The following is a 17,702-nucleotide window of genomic DNA, read 5'->3' as shown; positions in this document are numbered from 1 at the left end:
GCTTCACCGCGTCGTTCGATCTACGCGAGAACAGCTTAGCCCGCGCCAGTCGAGCCCTATATCATCCAAACGGAGGATGTAGGTCAAACCACCCCGGCCACGGTATTGCCCAATGAAACCGTGACTGACTGTTCACCGTTAGCGAAGTGGCACAGACAATCAGGCGATTGGCCGCGCACCAGGCCAGCATCAGGCCGGTGATCGACGAGCAACGGCTGATGTCTCGTACAGGTCCCAAGTTCCTTTTGCAATGGCTCGGGCTTGCCAGCGATCGACCTGCCGCCCCCTCGCAGTCCTCTGCCAGTGCGGCGTCGATGTGATCGATAAAATACTTAGGATGACTTTTTATTTCAGAGAGACGTACAAAGTAACCTGGACCGCGCGATCGAGATCCGCGAGGGTGTTTTGGCTGGCCATCACGGCTTTGACAAATTCGGCGGACACGATGCAGGTATCGAGCCTCGCCACTGTGCGGCGGCCATACTCGCCGCCCTCGGCTCAAGGGAATGAAATGGGAGAGCGGAAAAGAAAAAGCCCTGACAAGTCAGGGCTTTTGAATTTTGGAGGCGGGAGTCGGAATCGAACCGGCGTACACGGCTTTGCAGGCCGCTGCATGACCACTCTGCCATCCCGCCATTTGGCATGCCGCATTGTAACCGCTCGCTGTTGCCATCGAGGGCGCCCGTCGGATCGATCGCCGTGGGCTTTTCGGCAAATAAAAAGGGAAGCCAGGCTTCCCTCTGGATTTGGAGCGGGAGACGAGTCTCGAACTCGCGACCTCAACCTTGGCAAGGTTGCGCTCTACCAACTGAGCTACTCCCGCATGACACCAAACACCAAGGATTCACTCACTTAATGTCCAGTGTGAAAACTGGAGCGGGAGACGAGTCTCGAACTCGCGACCTCAACCTTGGCAAGGTTGCGCTCTACCAACTGAGCTACTCCCGCATTGTCATGCGTACTACCAATCCAACCACTTCTCAAAACTTCGCTGCCGGGCAAGTGCCGTAGCAGCGAGAAGGAGATTATGTCGAAACCGCGATTCAGTGTCAAGCACCTGCATCGAAAATTTGTGAAGTTTTTTCTCCTCCACCGCGCAAATCCCGCGTCTTCAGGCACTTACGCTCACATCTCGCCCGCGCCGCGCTCCCGAATCTGCGGCCACGCGCGGCGCAGATAGTACAACATCGACCACAGCGTGAGAACTGCCGCCACGTAAATCAGCCACGTCCCCCAGAACCGCGAGTCGAAACGCCATCCGTTCCACACTACCGTGCCGTTGAACAACAACAACGGGATGGCCACCATCTGCGCCGCCGTCTTGATCTTGCCCAACTGGTGCACCGCCACGCTGCGCGACGCGCCTATCTGCGCCATCCACTCACGCAACGCCGAAATCGTGATCTCGCGGCCAATGATGATCAGCGCCACCAGTGCATTGATGCGCCCCATCTGCAACAACATCAGCAACGCCGCCGCGACCATCAACTTGTCGGCAACCGGGTCCAGAAACGCCCCGAATGCCGAGGTCTGATTCCAGCGGCGCGCCAGAAAGCCGTCAAACCAGTCGGTCAGCGCCGCCAGTACGAAGACGCCGCACGCCACCCAATTCATCTCGACCGACGACAGCCAGGTCGTTGGCAAGTAATAAACGCCGACCACCAGCGGGATCAGCACGATCCGAAGCCAGGTCAGGAATATGGGGACATTGAAAGGCATGGCAGCATGAGTTCGGCAAGCGGCGGTCGACACACGGCGCCCTCGGCAGCCGTACCAGACCCGCATTGTGCCGTGTATGCCCCGCAGCCACAAGGCCGAGGCACCGCACAGCGGTTGACATGTGCGCCGGTGTGCCCCTATCTTGCTCGCAACACCCCGCCAATAGCACCGATCTCGTGAAACTGCCCTGGCCCCTGCCCGCTCTGCGACGACCGTTGCTGCCTCCACACGTTCTCATCGCAGCGCTCGTCGGTATCAATGGCCTGCTGCTCGTCGCCTCCGTACTGCTGCGCGTGCCCGGCTCGGTGCTCATCGATCTCTTCGTGCGCGGCGACCTTTCCGCGCTGGCGCGCATCGAAGCCACTCATCTCCCCCGGCTTCTCTTCGGGCTGAACGCCATCGAACGCATCGATTTCTCGCACCTGCCGCGCGCCCTCGCCGGGCTGGCGCTGGTCGCGCTCGCCTGCGGACTCGTCATCCGGGCCCGCACCGCCTGGGCCTTCACGCTCGTCATGCTCACGCTGGCCGCCGCCATCAACTTCCATCTGAACATCCGCTTCGATCTGACGTTCGCCCTCTCGCTCGTCTGCATCGCGCTGCTGCTCTGGTACTGGCGCGAATTCGACCGGGCAAGCTTCGCTGCGGCCACGCTCTATACGCTCGTGGCCGTATTCGCGCTGCTTGTCTACGCCACGTTCGGCACCATGTATCTGGGTCGAGAATTCGCGCCGCCCGTTACCGATCTGGCCACGGCGTTCTATTTCTCCATCGTCACGATGACGACCGTCGGCTATGGCGACATCGTGCCCCACTCCACCGACGCACGGCTCTTCACCGCATCGGTCATCATCTTCGGGATCAGTGTGTTTGCGACGTCGCTGACCGTCGTCATCGGCCCGCTCGTCGGTGGCAACCTTAGGAAAATTCTCGCGGGGAGGTTCATTCACGTGATACGCAAGAACCACTTCATCGTGGCCGGCGCGTCGCCGCTCGCCATTAACGTGCACCACGAACTCACCAAACGCGGCTGGCCGGTGACCGTCATCATCGCCAGCGGCACCGACAATCCGTATCCGGAAGACGCCGATGTCATGCATGGCGACGCCAGCGACAACGCCGTGCTCACCCAGGCCGGTATCGAACACGCCAAGGCAGTACTGGCGCTACGGGCCGACGATTCGGAAAATGCCTTCATCGTGCTCGCGTCGAAGGAAATCGCACCCACCGTGCGCACCATCGCCTCCGTCAACGACAGCAAGCATCTGAGTAAGCTCAAGCGCGTTCAGCCGGACATGATCTTCGCACCGCCCGTCGTCGGCGGAGAGCTTCTCGCCCGCACGCTGTCCGGCGAGACGGTCGATAACGATACCGTGATGCGCCTGCTATTCCACGGCGATACATGAATCGCCGTGGGGAGTGCTGCGGTGATTAGGGGAGTTGACGCCGTTAGTGCAATTGACGATAAATCTGCTCGGCGAGCGTTGTGGAAATGCCTTCGACACTCGCCAGTTCGTCGACGCTGGCCGATGCCACGCCTTGCAACCCGCCAAACCGCATGAGCAATCGCTGGCGACGCTTCGCCCCGATGCCCTCGATCTCCTCGAGCCGGGACGTCTGACGCGCCTTCGCACGCTTGGCCCGCATGCCGGTAATCGCAAAGCGGTGCGCCTCGTCGCGAATCTGTGCAATCAGCATCAGCACCGCACTCTCGCGCCCCAGTTCGAGCGGCGCGCGCCCGTCGGCGAAAATCAGCGTCTCGAGTCCCACCTTGCGACCCTCGCCCTTCGCCACGCCGACCAGACGGCCAATGTCGATCCCCAGTTCAACGAACACCTGGCGCGCGACTTCGACCTGCCCCTTGCCACCGTCGATCAGCACCAACTGGGGAAGATTGGCTTCCAGATCCGTCGCGTCCGGTACGGCGACGGTCGATGCCGCGATCTCGGTCGATTCGCCCGTCGGCGGCGTGACTTCGCTGTCCGGCAGCATGACGGTATCGGCTTCGGCTCGCGCCACGTCGGCCGCCACCGACGACGGATCGGCGGCGTCGCTCACTGTCGCGGCGGTAGCCTCCATGAGACGGCCGTAACGGCGCGTGAGCACCTGACGCATGGCCGCATAATCGTCGCCCGGCGTAATGCCTGTGATGTTGTAACGGCGGTACTCGCTCGTCTGCATCTTGTGATGATGGAATACCACGCACGACGCCTGCGTCGCCTCCCCCTGCGTATGGCTGATGTCGAAACACTCCACACGCAGCAGCGCCGGGTCTTCGATATCGAGCCCGATGGTTTGCACCAGCTCCCGCGTGCGCGCCTGTTGACTGCCCTGCTCCGTCAACAGGCGTGTCAGTGCGAGTTGCGCGCCTTGCTGCGCCATGTCGAGCCAGGCGCGTCGTTGCCCCTGCGGTTGGCGCACCATGGCAATACGCCGGCCGGCCTGCTCGGACAAAACCGTCAGCAGTTCGTCGCTCGGCAGTGCGTGGCTCACGACCAGCACCGGCGGCACCGACTGCCCCAGATAGTGCTGTGCGACGAAGGCTTCGAGCAGTCGCGATTCGAGCGACGCCGATGGGATGTCCGAGGGCATGTCGGCCGCGATGCCGCCCTCGCCCGCAGTGGCTGCGGAATCGTCCGAGTCAGCCCCGGAGGCCGCCGGCGCGAGTCCGTCCTCGTCTTCCTCGAATTCGTCTGCAATCCCCCCTTCGACGCCGCGCTCCACGTGCGCCGGGAAATACGCCTTATCGCCGAGATGCCGTCCGCCGCGAACCATGGCGAGGTTCACGCAAGCGCGTCCGCCGGCATAGGCAACGGCAAGAATATCGGCATCCACGTCGCCCGCAGTCTCCACGGACTGCTGCTGCAGCACGCCGGACAACGCCTGCATCTGATTGCGCACCACGGCCGCTTGCTCGAACTGAAGCGCCTCGGCGTACGCCATCATCTTCGCTTCGAGGGCGCCGAGGACTTCGCTCTGACGGCCGGAGAGGAACGCCGCGGCATTATTCACGTCGCGCGCGTAGTCTTCGTCGCGAATGGCGCCCACGCAGGGCGCACTGCATCGCTCGATCTGATGCAACAGGCACGGACGTGTGCGATTCGCAAAGACGGAATCCTCACAGGTCCGCAACTGGAACACCTTCTGCAAGATCTGAATACTCTCGCGCACCGCCCATGCACTGGGGAAGGGGCCGAAGTACTGGCCGCGACGATCCACCGATCCCCGGTAGTACGCCATGCGCGGATATTTGTGCTGCGTGAGCTTGAGAAACGGGTACGACTTGTCGTCGCGAAACAGAATGTTGTAACGCGGATGCAGCGCCTTGATCAGATTGTTCTCGAGCAGCAGCGCCTCGGTTTCCGACCGGGTGACCGTCGTTTCCAGTTTCGCTATGCGCGCAACCATTAGCGCAATGCGCGGGGAAAGCTGCGTCTTGTTGAAGTAACTCGACACGCGCTTCTTGAGATTGCGGGCCTTACCAACGTAAAGCACGTTGCCCGACGCATCGTAATAACGGTAGACACCGGGCAGATTCGGCAACTGCGCGAGTACCTTGCGGGCGTCGAACGCTGGTGCGTCACTGGTACCATCCACATCATCCGCACCCTCCGCCCCGTCCGTTTTGCGGGAGGACGACGGCGCTGGATCGCCAGACCGCCGCGCACGTTTCGGCTTGTCGGCCTTGGTGGCTTTCGCGGCTTGGGCGGGCTTGTCCGATGACGCGGCCGAAGCCGCCCCCTCAACCGGGGGAGCCCCGTGCTCCGGTGCGGTCTGCACCGACGGCGGCGCGGCGTCCGCACCTGTGGCGGCTTTCGCTTTGCGGGACTTGCGCGGTGGCGTGACGTCGTTGGCGTCTTCGGTCATGAACTCTGGCAATCGAGGCATCCCTGTGGCTAACGGAGACAAGCGCGACACCGCTCACGGCTTGCGTAATCAGGTCGTCACGCGTCGCAGGGACTAAAATCGGAAGTTTAGACCAATCCGCGTCGCCGCCTCTCAATGTCCCTGCCCACCGCCCCCTCTCTCGCTTCGAGCACACGCCCGCTGGTGCCGCGTTGCGATCTGTTCTGCACCGTCGTCGACAACTTCGGCGATATCGGCGTGTGCTGGCGGCTCGCCCGGCAACTCGTGCGCGAACACGGCTGGTCGGTCCGGCTATGGGTCGACGATCTGGCGAGCTTCCGTCATTTGCGTCCGGACATCGATCCGTCACTGGCCCAGCAACGCTGCGACGGCGTGGAAGTACGCCGCTGGGATGCCGACTTCGGCCCCATCACCGACGACAATGCGCCGGGCGATATCGTCATCGAAGCTTTTGCCTGCAATATTCCCGATGCCTGCGTTCAGGCGATGCACGTTCGCAAGCAGGCGGGGCGTGCGCCGGTGTGGATCAACCTGGAGTATCTGAGCGCGGAAGATTGGGTCGACGACTGCCACCGTCAAAAGTCGCTCCATCCACAGTTGGGGCTGCTCAAAACGTTTTTCTTTCCCGGATTCACCGAGCGCACCGGCGGACTGATACGCGAGCGGGAGCTATTCTCCCGGCGCGACGCCTTCCTCGCGTCACCTGAGTTGCGCGATATCTGGTGGCAAAAGACGCTTGGCATGCCCGCCGCGCCGACGGACGCGTTAGTGGTATCGCTGTTTGCGTATGAGAACGCCGCGCTTCCCGCGTTGCTCGCGCAGTGGGCCGATAGTGCGACACCGATCGTCTGCCTCGTTCCGCAAGGCCGTATTGCGCCCGCCGTAGGCGCCTGGTTCAACCGCGAGACTTTGGCACCGGGAGAGTCTGCGACCCGAGGCGGGCTGACGGTGTACGGTCTGCCCTTCGTCCCGCAAACCGACTTCGACGCTCTGCTCTGGGCCTGCGATCTCAATTTCGTACGCGGGGAAGATTCGTTCGTTCGCGCACAGTGGGCTGCCAAGCCGTTCGTCTGGCATATCTACCCGCAGGACGAAAATGCCCACCATGGGAAGCTCGATGCCTTTCTCGGTCGATATCTGGCGGATCGGCAAGACGGTACATCAGATAGGTCCGCTAAGTCGGACACCTCCGATATCCCCGACACGCACGATGCCCCGCTTTCGCACGGCGCGCGCGAGGCGTTGCGCACTTTCTGGCATCTCTGGAACGGCTACGCGAGCACCCCGCCCGACTGGCCGGCGCTGGCCAAAGCGCTGCCGGAACTGAACCGCCACGCCCGTGCGTGGGCAACGGCGCAGGCGGCCCTTCCGGATCTAGCGCGACAGTTGGCAAGCTTCACGGAAATTCAGGTAAAATAGCTGGTTTTTCAACGCTTTGCTGCTGAACCTGCTGCCCCAGACCGTTCCGGGCGGACGCGGGAATCAAGCGGCGAATGGGCGTATGGAAGCGCTCAAACAAGCGGCAAATCGCTTATTTCGTCACAGGATCTCGTTTTTTTATGAAAACCGCTCAAGAACTCCGCGTCGGCAACGTCGTCATGATCGACGGTGAGCCCAATGTCGTGCTGAAGACCGAATACGTCAAGTCGGGTCGTAACTCCAGCGTCGTGAAGATGAAGTACAAGAAGCTGCTGACCGAAGGTCGTGGCGAATTCTCGTACAAGGCCGACGACAAGTTCGATGTCGTCGTGCTCGACAAGAAGGAAGTGACCTACTCGTACTTCGCCGATCCGATGTATGTGTTCATGGACGCCGACTACAACCAGTACGAAGTCGAAGCCGAAAACATGGGCGACGCGATCAAGTACCTGGAAGACGGCATGCAATGCGAAGTCGTTTTCTACAATGAAAAGGCCATCTCGGTCGACCTGCCGACTTCGCTCGTCCGCGTTGTGGAATACACCGAACCGGCGGTCAAGGGCGATACGTCGTCGGGCCGTGTGCTGAAGAACGCCAAGATCAACGATCTGCTGGAAATCCAGGTGCCGCTGTTCGTCAACACCGGCGACAAGATCGAAATCGATACGCGTACCGACGAGTACCGCAGCCGCGTCTAAGCGACGGCGGGCTGCCGCAACGTCTCCGGGCGTTGCGGCCGTCAGGTAACAAAAAAGCGCTCGACCCTACGGGGCCGAGCGCTTTTTGTTTGGGCCAACCATCCGGCGACCGGTGGCATCCCTGACGCCGGACACCTGAAGCTTATCCGCCAAAGGTCTCCGCGATCAGACGCTTTGCTGCCTGATATTCCGGCTGCGCGAGCATCTTTTCCCAGCCATGCACCTTGCCGCGGCCCTTCAGGTGCTTGATGCGACGCTGCGAAACGGTATCGGGCGCCGACTTCATTTCGCGCAGCAATCGATCCGCCTTCTCCGGGCTATTGCAGATGAGCACCATGTCGCATCCGGCATCCAATGCCGCATGCGCCGCCGTGACGACGTCCCCGGCCGCACTCGCCCCCTGCATCGACAGGTCGTCGCTGAAAATCACGCCATCGAAACCGTACTTGCCACGCAGGATTTCCTTGAGCCACTTGGCAGAAAAGCCCGCCGGATTCGGATCGACCTGCGGATAAATCACATGCGCCGGCATGACCGCCGCCAACGACATGCCGAGCCAGTCGTACGGCTGGGCATCGACCGAGAGGATTTCGTCGAGCGAGCGCTCGTCGACCGGAATTTCGTGATGCGAGTCGGCGGCCACGAAACCATGCCCCGGGAAGTGCTTGCCGCAGTTCGCCATCCCCGCGAGGAGCAGGCCGTGATTCAGACTCTTGGCCAGCATAGCGACCACGCGCGGATCAACATCGAACGCGCGATCGCCGATCACTGCCGACGTCCCATAGTCCAGGTCCAGCACGGGTGTGAAGCTGAGGTCGATATCGCATGCGCGCAATTCCGATGCGAGCACGTAGCCTACAGCCGTCGTCACACGCGTCGCCTTGAATACGTCTTCGTGCCAGAGCTTGCCCAGCTTGCCCATCGCGGGCAAATGGGTGAAGCCGTCGGTACGGAAACGCTGCACGCGCCCCCCTTCATGATCGACAGCAATCAGGATGTCGTCGCGCACGTCGCGAATCTGCTTCGTGAGCGCGCACAACTGCGCGCGATCATCGAAGTTTCGAGCAAACAGAATGACACCCCCGGTCAACGGATGGTCGATACGGCGGATGTCGTCCTCGCTGAGGGTCAGCCCGACGACATCAAGCATCACCGGGCCCGGCCTGCGCTTCGTCATTGCGTTTTCTCCGATGCAATATTGCGAATGTTGCCTAAGTTACGTGATGCGATCGCAAACGCGACCGCGTATTCCTTCTCGTCCGTGATCGAAATCTCGATCGACAGTTGCCGCTCGGCAAGCCACTGCACCAACTCGCCCGACGCCACCACCACCGGCTTGCCGGACGGCGCGTTGAGCGTTTGCACGGCGCGCCATGTCATCGGCCACCGCATGCCCAGCCCGATGGCCTTTGACACGGCCTCCTTCGCGGCAAAGCGCGTGCACAGATACGCAAGTCCGCGAACCTCGGATCGCTTCTGACGAGCGTAATAGACCTTGAGTTCCTCGGGCCCCAGCACGCGCTCCGCGAACCGTCCGTTGGTCCGCGTCATTACACCAACGACACGACTGATCTGAAGGATGTCGGTGCCCACGCCGAAAATCGCCGTCGCGCCCGCTTCGAGCGCGAGGGTATTACCCTGCGGCAACATCTCCGAATGGGTTTGCGGGTCGGGGGACGAGGACGACGGTGGCGTCGGTTCACTCATGGGCAGTGCCTGATGAAGAGACCAATAGGGAATTGGGAATCGGGAAGCGCGAGACGCTGCGACTCAGCCGCGCGCCGCAATGCGGCTGGCAACCATGATCGCCTTCATCTCGCGCACGGCATTCTCCCAGCCGGCAAAGATGGCATGGGCGACGATTGCGTGTCCGATGTTCAGTTCCGAAATGCCTTCGATAGCCGCAATCGGCTGCACGTTCTCGTAGTGCAGGCCGTGTCCGGCATTGACCCGCAGCCCTAGCGACAGGCCGAGTGCAACCGCGCGTTCGATGCGAGCGAATTCGGCCTCGCGCGTAGCCTCGTCGTGCGCCTCGGCATAGCGGCCCGTATGCAGCTCGACGACCGGGGCCCCCATGCGAGCGGCCGCGCGAATCGGCGCTTCGTCCGGATCGATGAACAGCGACACTCGGCTTCCGGCGTCACCAAGCCGTTGCGTCGCGGCAGCCACCTGGTCATAGAGACCAACGACATCCAGTCCGCCCTCGGTGGTCAGTTCCTGACGGCGCTCCGGCACCAGACACACGTCGTGCGCCTTCACCCGGCATGCAATCGACAGCATCTCTTCCGTCACGGCGCACTCGAGGTTCATACGTGTGACCAGCTTGTCGCGCAGATTCGTCACGTCGTCGTCGCGAATATGGCGACGGTCTTCACGCAAATGCAGCGTGATGACGTCTGCCCCGGCCTCTTCGGCCAGCAGCGCCGCCTTGATCGGGTCAGGATAAGCCGTGCCGCGCGCATTGCGAACCGTTGCGACGTGGTCGATATTCACCCCAAGGTCGATGGGGTTGCCGTGGAAGAAGAGGCTCATAGTTTTTGCAGGTCGAGCAGGATCTGCCGGGTATTGAGCGGAACGCCGCCCAAATGGTGGTTGAGTAGAAAGCGCATGAGCAGCTTGCTTTGCTGCACGGTCTGCGCCCGGGAATAATCGTCTTGCTCCATGTCGAGCAACGTCTGCCCGATGACGACCGGCCAGTCGGACGGCTCGTCGCCGCGCGCCGGGCGCACCCCCCAGTCGGGATGAAATACGTAACGGCGCTCGGGCACCACTTTGCCGCGCGTCTGCGTGCAACGGTCAAACGCAACGGCGTATCCGGTCTCGCGCAGCAACACACGCTCGAACGCCCGCAGGATGACGCCTGCCGGCTCGCCATGTGCGAGATGGTGCAGCGTGGTCAGATAGTGCTGGAACAGCTTGTCGTGCGGATCGTCGCGTGCACAGAACTTGACCAGCAATTCGTTCAGATAGAAGCCGGACAGCAACGCATCGCCCTCTAGCGGACGCAAACCGCCCTTGACCTTGATCCAGACTTCCAGATACACGGGCCCGTCGAAAAGCTTCTCCATATCGACACGCGCATCGGTGGAAATCTGCTTGAGCTTGGCACCCTTGTTGCCGATGATCATCGCCTTGTGGTTATCTCGATCGACCAGAATCGTGGCGAAGATCCGGCGCAGATTCCCTTCCTGCTCGAACTTATCGATGACGACGGTGCTGGTGTACGGCAACTCATCGCCGGTCCAGCGGAATACCTTCTCGCGCAGGATTTCCGACGCCATGAACCGTTCACTGCGATCGGTCAGGTCGTCCTCGCCATAGATCGGATCGCCCTCGAGCAGATACGGACGCAGCACACCCAGCAGGTGCTTGATGTCGTCCGCACGCTTTGCCGAAAGCGGCACGATTTCGCGGAAATCCCGCTTCTCGCCCATCGATTGCAGGAAAGGCAATACCTTCGCCTTATCGGCCATGCGATCGAGCTTGTTGACGATGAGGAGCACCGGCGTGTTGTCGGGCAGCAGGTTGAGTACCTTCTCGTCGTCCGGGCCGAAATTGCCCGCTTCGATGACGAACAGCACGACATCGACGCTCGAGAGCGTGGACGTCACAGCGCGATTAAGCGAGCGATTCAGCGCCGTAGCATGACGGGTCTGAAAGCCCGGTGTGTCGACAAAGATGTACTGCGCATCGTCCGTGGTGCAAATGCCGGTGATGCGATGGCGCGTCGTCTGCGCCTTGCGCGACGTAATGCTGATCTTCTGACCGACGAGGGCATTGAGCATCGTCGATTTGCCGACGTTCGGACGCCCGACGATCGCCACGGTCCCGCAGCGAAAATCCGTCTTATCGTTCATGGTTGGAAACTCTCTTGATAGGGGGCCGGCGCCGCGCGCCCTCCCCTTTGAATGGGGCTCAGGCGGCTGCCGGGGGTTGCTTGGCGACGTCGCTCTTCTCAGCAGCCTTCTCGATGGCTTTCTCTGCGTTCTTCTCCGCAGGGGCTGTCGCTGAACGACCCGCGCCGTTGCTGGCGGACGCCGTCATGGCCGGAACACTGCCCGCGCCGGTAGCGGCATCACGGGTGTCCTTCGGCTCCCTGGCGTCCTTTGCATCCTTCGTGTCTTTCGCGTCCTTCGGCTCGCGTGCCTCGCCCGGCGGGATGGAACTCATCTGCCCCGCCTTCTTTGCCTCGGATGCCGCCGCCTTCGCAGCACGCTTTTTCGCCGCCTTGGCGCTCTTCTCCGCCTTCGGCTTGGCTAGCGCCGGCATCTTCTGCACTTCCTCCAACGCCTTCTTGGCGGCAGCCTGCTCGGCTGCACGTCGGCTCGCGCCCGAGCCACCGACCTTGATGTCGAGCTTCGGCACGGTGCACTCAACTTCGAATTGCTGGTTGTGTGCCGCACCATGCGTTGCAATGACGGTGTACTGCGGCAACGCGATCTTGTGACCTTGCAGATATTCCTGAAGCAACGTCTTGGCGTCTTTGCCAAGTGTCTTCGGATCGACATGTTCGAGCACCGGCGTGTACAGGCGCTCGATCGCCGCATACGCCGCATCGAAACCGCCATCGAGATACATCGCCCCGAACAGCGCTTCGAGCGTGTCGGCCAGAATCGACGGACGACGGAAACCGCCGCTCTTGAGTTCACCCTCGCCCAGGCGCAGGAAGTCGGAAACCCCCAGCGTCTGCGCAATTTCGTACAACGACTGTTGTTTGACGAGATTGGCGCGCACACGCGAGAGGTCGCCTTCGTCGAGCTTGCCGTAGCGACGGAACAGAATCGCTGCGACCGAACAGTTCAGAATGGAATCGCCGAGAAACTCCAACCGCTCATTGTTGGCGGCACTATGGCTACGATGCGTCAGTGCTTGGCAAAGCAATTCCGCATCGTGGAAACGATACTGGAGACGTTCTTCCAGTTGGTTCAGTGATTGAGACATGGCGCAAGTATAGCGCGACGCTTCCGCCCCGGCGCGCGTCGTCGCCAAGAAACGACGGGCTTAACCGCCGTCTGACGGGCTTTTCGGACTCGCGCGAGGGGTGCGGATCGGACATTTCCGAGGTGACGACGGATCGATCTTCCCCGGGGCCTACAACCGTCGCATCAATTGTTTTAATTTTTAAAATAATAATGCGGAAATCGACAATTTACCGTCAATTTCCGCATCAATCGAACCCAATCCCGGGGAGAACGCCTCCCCGGTTGGCAGACGCCTACTGGAAGCCGCCCAGGCGCTTGAGGTTCGAGAAATTCATCCAGATGAAGAACGCCCGGCCCACGATGTTCTGCTCGGGTACGAAGCCCCAGTAACGGCTGTCTGCGCTGTTGTCTCGGTTGTCGCCCATCATGAAGTAGTTGCCCGGCGGCACCTTGCAGATCACGCCTTGGCTGTTGTACTGACAGTTCTGCTTGTTCGGGAAGTCGTCGGCGCCCATGATGTACGGCGGCACGTTCGGATCGTTCAGAATCCGGTGGCTCACGCCCCCCACCGTCTCTTCGAACTGTTTAAAGTAAGCGATGTGCTCGTCGTCGAAGTAGTCCGGCAGGGCCGTCTCGGGCACCGGCTGACCGTTCACCGTGAGCTTCTTGTTCTCGTACGCCACCACGTCGCCCGGCACCCCGATCACGCGCTTGATGTAGTCCATCGACTCATCTTTCGGGTAGCGGAATACCACCACGTCGCCACGCTTAGGCTCGCCCAGTTCGACGATCTTCTTGTTGATCACCGGCAGGCGAATCCCGTAGTCGAACTTGTTCACGAGAATGAAATCGCCCACGAGCAGCGTCGGGATCATCGAACCGGACGGAATCTTGAACGGCTCGACCACGAACGAGCGCAGCACGAACACCGCCAGAATCACCGGGAAGAAGCTCGCCGAATACTCCAGCCACCATGGCTGGCGCAACTTGTCGTCGCGCACTTTTGCCCGGGCGCTCGACAGCGCGTTGCCTTCCTGCGGGCCTGAGCCCGGCACGCCGGTGCCCTGCAATGAAAGCTGCTGCTGATCGAATTGCGCCACAGCCTCCTGTGCTGCCCGGCGGCGCGCCGGTTGAAACACCAACTTGTCGGCCACCCAGGCCACCCCGGTCACCAGCACCAGGATCAAAAGAATCAGGGCGAAATTCATGCGGGACCTGTCGCTACGTTATTTGTCTTCGACTTGCAAAATGGCAAGGAACGCTTCCTGAGGAATCTCAACGCTCCCCACCTGCTTCATGCGCTTCTTACCTTCCTTCTGTTTCTCAAGCAGCTTCTTCTTACGCGTGATGTCGCCACCATAGCATTTCGCCAGCACGTTTTTACGCAGTGCCTTGATGTTTTCACGCGCAATGATGTTCGCGCCAATGGCCGCCTGAATCGCCACATCGTACATCTGACGCGGGATGATTTCGCGCATCTTCGCTGCCACCTGATTGCCGCGGCGGCGACTCTCCGAGCGGTGCACGATGATCGACAGCGCATCGACCTTGTCGCCGTTGATCAGCATGTCGACCTTGACCACGTCCGACGAACGGTATTCCTTGAACTCGTAGTCCATCGACGCATAGCCGCGCGACACCGACTTCAGACGATCGAAGAAGTCGAGCACGATTTCGGCCATCGGAATTTCGTAAATCAGACGAACCTGACGGCCGTGATATTGCATGTCGATCTGTACACCGCGCTTTTGCTGGCACAGCGTGACCACGGCACCCACATATTCCTGCGGCATATACAGGTTGACCGTGACGATCGGCTCGCGAATTTCTTCAATGCGGCCCGGGTCCGGCATCTTCGACGGGTTTTCCACCGTGGTCAGCGTGCCGTCGCGCTCGATCACCTCATAGATCACGGTCGGCGCCGTGGTGATGAGGTCCATGTCGAACTCGCGTTCCAGACGTTCCTGCACGATTTCCATGTGCAGCAGGCCGAGGAAGCCGCAGCGGAAACCGAAGCCGAGCGCTTGCGAGACTTCCGGCTCGTATTGCAGCGAAGCGTCGTTGAGCTTGAGCTTTTCGAGCGATTCGCGCAGCGCGTCGTACTGGTTCGCCTCGACCGGGTAGAGACCGGCGAAGACCTGCGGCTTGACCTCCTTGAAACCCGGCAGCGGTTCCGGCGCAGGCTTGGTCGTGGTGGTAACGGCGTGGGTCACGGTGTCGCCGACCTTCGCCGCGTGCAGTTCCTTGATACCGGAGATGATGAAGCCCACCTGACCGGCCGACAGCGACTCGCGCTGCTGGGAGCGCGGCGTGAACACGCCGACCTGCTCGACCGGATACGTGGCGCCGGTGGCCATCAACTGAATCTTTTCCTTCGGCTTGAGCGTGCCGTTCACCACGCGCACGAGCATCACCACGCCCACGTAGTTGTCGAACCACGAGTCGATGATCAGCGCCTGCAGCGGGGCACTCGCGTCACCCTTGGGCGGCGGCACCTTGGCGATCAGCGATTCCAGCACGTCTTCCACGCCGAAGCCCGTCTTGGCCGAGCAGCGCACGGCGTCGACAGCCTCGATACCGATGACGTCCTCGATTTCCTGAATTGCGTTTTCCGGCTCGGCAGACGGCAGATCGATCTTGTTGAGCACCGGCACGACTTCCACACCCAGTTCGATTGCCGTGTAGCAATTCGCCACGGTCTGCGCTTCCACGCCCTGCGAGGCGTCGACCACGAGCAGCGCGCCTTCGCATGCGGACAGCGAGCGGCTCACTTCGTACGAGAAGTCGACGTGTCCCGGCGTATCGATAAGGTTCAGGTTGTAGATCTTGCCGTCGCGTGCTTTGTATTGCAGCGCGGCCGTCTGTGCCTTGATGGTAATGCCACGCTCACGCTCAAGGTCCATCGAGTCAAGAACTCGGGATTCCATTTCACGATCGGACAAACCGCCGCTCAACTGGATGATGCGATCGGCCAGGGTAGATTTCCCGTGGTCGATGTGGGCGATGATCGAAAAATTGCGAATATGGTCCATGAGGCGGGGCTATAGAAAAGTCGGTGCCATCGGATTCGGCTCGGCAGCGGCTTTCGAGAGAATCGGCAAACACGACATTTTAGCCGAAAGTGCACCGATTCCGTCTGGAATCGCGCGGATCACGGCGCCAGATCGGAAATGGCGGGAGGGTTCTGAGGTCGTTCGGGGAATGGGTCTGGCGTAACGTCAATCCGATTGCAATGCGGCAGCGACCGCCGCTTCGTCGAAACGGTACCTGCACAACTCGCGCCCGCCCAATGCAAGCACCGGCACGATCTCATCGTACTGCGCCTCAAGCGCCGGGTCGCTGTCGACATCAACGACCGTCACCGAGAAATTCCACGCCGGGCGCATTGCCTCCAGCGCCGCCAGCATGTCATCGCAAAGATGACACCACTTGCGGCCGTAGAGGGTCAGCGCCGGCGCGGTCATGATGCAGCCGGTATTACTTGCCGGGTGCGCGCGGGCGCAGCGGCACGAATTGCGTGGCATCGCCGCGACGCACGAGAATCGGCACGAGGCGCTTGGGATCCAGCGCCTTGACCACGTCCTCGAACTGCTTCGCGCTGACGATGTCGGCGTCACCCACTCGCAGGATGATGTCGCCCTGCTGCAAACCGGCCCGGCCCGCCGGACCTTCGGCCAGTTCCACCTGCACGCCACCGCGCAACTTCATGTCCTTCTTCTGCGCATCGGTGAGATCGGAGACCACCAGGCCCAGCGCATTCGGATGCGGGGTATCGGCGCTACCACTCTGCGCCTTCGACGCCTTCGGCGTATCGGTGTCCGCTTCCGCGATGGTGATGCGCAGATCCTGGTTCTTGCCCTTGCGCAGCACTTGCAACGTGGCAGTCGAACCCGGCTTCGTCTCGCCGACCATACGCGGCAGATCCGTCGCGTGATCGACGGCTCGGCCTTCGAACTTCATGATGATGTCGCCCGGCTGCACGCCAGCCTTCTCGGCCGGACTGCCCGGTTCGATGCTGCGTACCAGCGCACCCTGCGCACGCGGCAGACCCAGCGAATCGGCCACATCCTTGCTGACCTCGCTGATCGCCACGCCGATCCGGCCCCGCACCACCTTACCGCTCTTCTTGAGCTGGTCGGCGACGCGCATGACCTCGTCAATCGGAATCGCAAACGAAATGCCCATGAAGCCGCCGGTCTGGCTGTAGATCATCGAGTTGATGCCCACGACCTCGCCGCGCATGTTAATGAGCGGGCCGCCCGAATTGCCCGGGTTGACGGCCACGTCCGTCTGGATGAACGGCAAGTAATCGCCGGTATCTCGGCCCTTGGCGGACACAATGCCCGCCGTCACCGTATTTTCCAGACCGAACGGCGAACCGATCGCCACGACCCACTCGCCGACACGCAGCTTGTTGGAATCCCCCACCGGCACGGTCGGCAGATCCTTGGCCTCGACCTTGACCACGGCCACGTCGGTGCGTTTGTCTGCGCCGACCAGTTTTGCCTTGAACTCGCGCTTATCGGTGAGGGTGACGTAAATACTGTCGGCGCCGTCGACAACGTGCGCATTGGTCAGAATGTAGCCGTCGGCCGAGACGATGAAGCCCGACCCGACACCGCTGTTCTGTTCCTCGTCCGGCTGCGGCTGACCGCGCCGCGGCGTGCCGCCCTTCGGCCCGGGCTGTGGCATCGGAACACCGAAGAACCGGCGGAACAGTTCCGCCATGTCGTCGTCCATACCGGGCGGCAAGCCACGCTGATTGCGGCTAACGCGCTCGGTCGTCCGAATATTCACGACAGCCGGGCCGACACGGTCGACGAGTTGGGTGAAATCGGGAAGATTGGTAACGAGCGGTGCGGTCGACGCCGAGGCCGGTGCGGCAAAGGCGGCAGGCGCTCCCGCCAATTGAGCGGCAATGGCGCCGCCGAGGATGACACGAAGCAGGAGAGTCTTCTTCATTGGAAGATCGTGGTACGCGATAGTCTCGGAATTCCTGAGGGCAGTCCGGCACCCGACACGGCATCGCGTCTGATATGCACCTCGCTGCCCGGGCCACACCGTTGCCGGTCGCGGCCCA

Annotated in this window: 12 protein-coding genes, 3 tRNA genes and 4 pseudogenes; 3 read left to right on the top strand and 16 right to left on the bottom strand. The window is 61.6% G+C overall.

Features of this window, described 5'->3' with window-relative positions; translation table 11 throughout:
• Positions 1 to 561 precede the first annotated feature (561 nt).
• From AT395_RS05220 to pgsA, 4 genes are all read right to left on the bottom strand, one after another.
• Positions 562 to 635: transfer RNA gene (locus tag AT395_RS05220), tRNA-Cys, on the bottom strand.
• Between the two features lie 112 nt (positions 636 to 747).
• A tRNA-Gly gene (locus tag AT395_RS05215) sits at positions 748 to 823 on the bottom strand.
• A gap of 49 nt (positions 824 to 872) precedes the next feature.
• Positions 873 to 948, bottom strand: a tRNA-Gly gene (locus AT395_RS05210).
• A 177-nt stretch (positions 949 to 1,125) separates the two neighbouring features.
• Positions 1,126 to 1,719 (bottom strand): CDP-diacylglycerol--glycerol-3-phosphate 3-phosphatidyltransferase, encoded by a 594-nt coding sequence (gene pgsA, locus AT395_RS05205; RefSeq protein ID WP_042112800.1) that lies wholly within the window; start codon positions 1,717 to 1,719, stop codon positions 1,126 to 1,128.
• A 176-nt stretch (positions 1,720 to 1,895) separates the two neighbouring features.
• Here pgsA and kch point away from each other — a divergent pair, with 176 nt between their 5' ends.
• Positions 1,896 to 3,122: a voltage-gated potassium channel protein gene (gene kch / locus AT395_RS05200; protein ID WP_231586141.1), complete on the top strand. Its 1,227-nt coding sequence runs from the start codon at positions 1,896 to 1,898 to the stop codon at positions 3,120 to 3,122.
• A 43-nt stretch (positions 3,123 to 3,165) separates the two neighbouring features.
• Here kch and uvrC read toward each other — a convergent pair whose 3' ends face one another.
• Positions 3,166 to 5,583 (bottom strand): excinuclease ABC subunit UvrC, encoded by a 2,418-nt coding sequence (gene uvrC / locus AT395_RS05195; RefSeq protein WP_231606054.1) that lies wholly within the window; start codon positions 5,581 to 5,583, stop codon positions 3,166 to 3,168.
• Between the two features lie 141 nt (positions 5,584 to 5,724).
• Between uvrC and earP the strand changes: the two genes are divergently transcribed.
• Both earP and efp read left to right on the top strand, forming a co-directional pair.
• Positions 5,725 to 7,002: an elongation factor P maturation arginine rhamnosyltransferase EarP gene (gene earP, locus AT395_RS05190; protein ID WP_053086320.1), complete on the top strand. Its 1,278-nt coding sequence runs from the start codon at positions 5,725 to 5,727 to the stop codon at positions 7,000 to 7,002.
• Between the two features lie 140 nt (positions 7,003 to 7,142).
• A complete protein-coding gene (efp, locus tag AT395_RS05185; RefSeq protein ID WP_042112803.1) occupies positions 7,143 to 7,700 on the top strand; it encodes an elongation factor P in 558 nt (185 codons plus the stop codon).
• Positions 7,701 to 7,842: 142 nt separating this feature from the next.
• Here the strand turns inward: efp and nagZ are convergent, their stop codons facing one another.
• From nagZ to AT395_RS05130, 11 genes and pseudogenes are all read right to left on the bottom strand, one after another.
• On the bottom strand, positions 7,843 to 8,877 hold the full coding sequence (gene nagZ, locus AT395_RS05180) for a beta-N-acetylhexosaminidase (protein WP_048627906.1): 1,035 nt from the start codon (positions 8,875 to 8,877) through the stop codon (positions 7,843 to 7,845).
• Entirely contained in the window at positions 8,874 to 9,350 is a 477-nt protein-coding gene (acpS, locus tag AT395_RS05175; RefSeq protein WP_042117344.1) for a holo-ACP synthase, read from the bottom strand. Before acpS ends, nagZ begins: the two co-directional genes overlap by 4 nt.
• Before the next feature lie 120 nt (positions 9,351 to 9,470).
• Positions 9,471 to 10,232, bottom strand: a complete 762-nt coding sequence (gene pdxJ, locus AT395_RS05170) for a pyridoxine 5'-phosphate synthase (RefSeq protein ID WP_048627907.1) — start codon at positions 10,230 to 10,232, stop codon at positions 9,471 to 9,473.
• Complete coding sequence (gene recO / locus AT395_RS26065; protein ID WP_237165750.1) at positions 10,229 to 10,657, bottom strand: DNA repair protein RecO; 429 nt, start codon at positions 10,655 to 10,657, stop codon at positions 10,229 to 10,231. The genes pdxJ and recO overlap by 4 nt, the downstream gene beginning before the upstream one ends.
• Before the next feature lie 51 nt (positions 10,658 to 10,708).
• Positions 10,709 to 11,557, bottom strand: a pseudogene (gene era / locus AT395_RS26060) (GTPase Era); the annotation flags it as partial.
• A gap of 67 nt (positions 11,558 to 11,624) precedes the next feature.
• Positions 11,625 to 12,641, bottom strand: a pseudogene (gene rnc / locus AT395_RS05155) (ribonuclease III); the annotation flags it as partial.
• Positions 12,642 to 12,915: 274 nt separating this feature from the next.
• Positions 12,916 to 13,632 (bottom strand): annotated as a pseudogene (lepB, locus tag AT395_RS05150) (signal peptidase I); the annotation flags it as partial.
• Between the two features lie 65 nt (positions 13,633 to 13,697).
• Positions 13,698 to 13,830 (bottom strand): annotated as a pseudogene (locus AT395_RS26345) (signal peptidase I); the annotation flags it as partial.
• Between the two features lie 18 nt (positions 13,831 to 13,848).
• Complete coding sequence (lepA, locus tag AT395_RS05145) at positions 13,849 to 15,654, bottom strand: translation elongation factor 4 (protein ID WP_042112813.1); 1,806 nt, start codon at positions 15,652 to 15,654, stop codon at positions 13,849 to 13,851.
• 186 nt (positions 15,655 to 15,840) lie between these two features.
• A complete protein-coding gene (locus AT395_RS05135) occupies positions 15,841 to 16,086 on the bottom strand; it encodes a glutaredoxin family protein (RefSeq protein WP_042112816.1) in 246 nt (81 codons plus the stop codon).
• Between the two features lie 13 nt (positions 16,087 to 16,099).
• A complete protein-coding gene (locus tag AT395_RS05130) occupies positions 16,100 to 17,584 on the bottom strand; it encodes a DegQ family serine endoprotease (RefSeq protein ID WP_052765414.1) in 1,485 nt (494 codons plus the stop codon).
• Between the last annotated feature and the right edge of the window lie 118 nt (positions 17,585 to 17,702).

Origin of the sequence: Pandoraea apista (genome assembly GCF_001465595.2) — a bacterium.
GTDB lineage: Bacteria > Pseudomonadota > Gammaproteobacteria > Burkholderiales > Burkholderiaceae > Pandoraea > Pandoraea apista.
Note: the sequence above shows the minus strand (reverse complement) of the source record. Positions and strands in the feature narration are given on the sequence as shown.

Excerpts from the sequence above, each read along its gene's own strand:
- pgsA (WP_042112800.1), bottom strand. The coding sequence starts at position 1,719 with ATGCCTTTCAATGTCCCCATATTCCTGACCTGGCTTCGGATCGTGCTG.
- uvrC (WP_231606054.1), bottom strand. The coding sequence starts at position 5,583 with ATGACCGAAGACGCCAACGACGTCACGCCACCGCGCAAGTCCCGCAAA.
- efp (WP_042112803.1), top strand. The coding sequence starts at position 7,143 with ATGAAAACCGCTCAAGAACTCCGCGTCGGCAACGTCGTCATGATCGAC.
- nagZ (WP_048627906.1), bottom strand. The coding sequence starts at position 8,877 with ATGACGAAGCGCAGGCCGGGCCCGGTGATGCTTGATGTCGTCGGGCTG.
- acpS (WP_042117344.1), bottom strand. The coding sequence starts at position 9,350 with ATGTTGCCGCAGGGTAATACCCTCGCGCTCGAAGCGGGCGCGACGGCG.
- pdxJ (WP_048627907.1), bottom strand. The coding sequence starts at position 10,232 with ATGAGCCTCTTCTTCCACGGCAACCCCATCGACCTTGGGGTGAATATC.
- lepA (WP_042112813.1), bottom strand. The coding sequence starts at position 15,654 with ATGGACCATATTCGCAATTTTTCGATCATCGCCCACATCGACCACGGG.
- AT395_RS05135 (WP_042112816.1), bottom strand. The coding sequence starts at position 16,086 with ATGACCGCGCCGGCGCTGACCCTCTACGGCCGCAAGTGGTGTCATCTT.
- AT395_RS05130 (WP_052765414.1), bottom strand. The coding sequence starts at position 17,584 with ATGAAGAAGACTCTCCTGCTTCGTGTCATCCTCGGCGGCGCCATTGCC.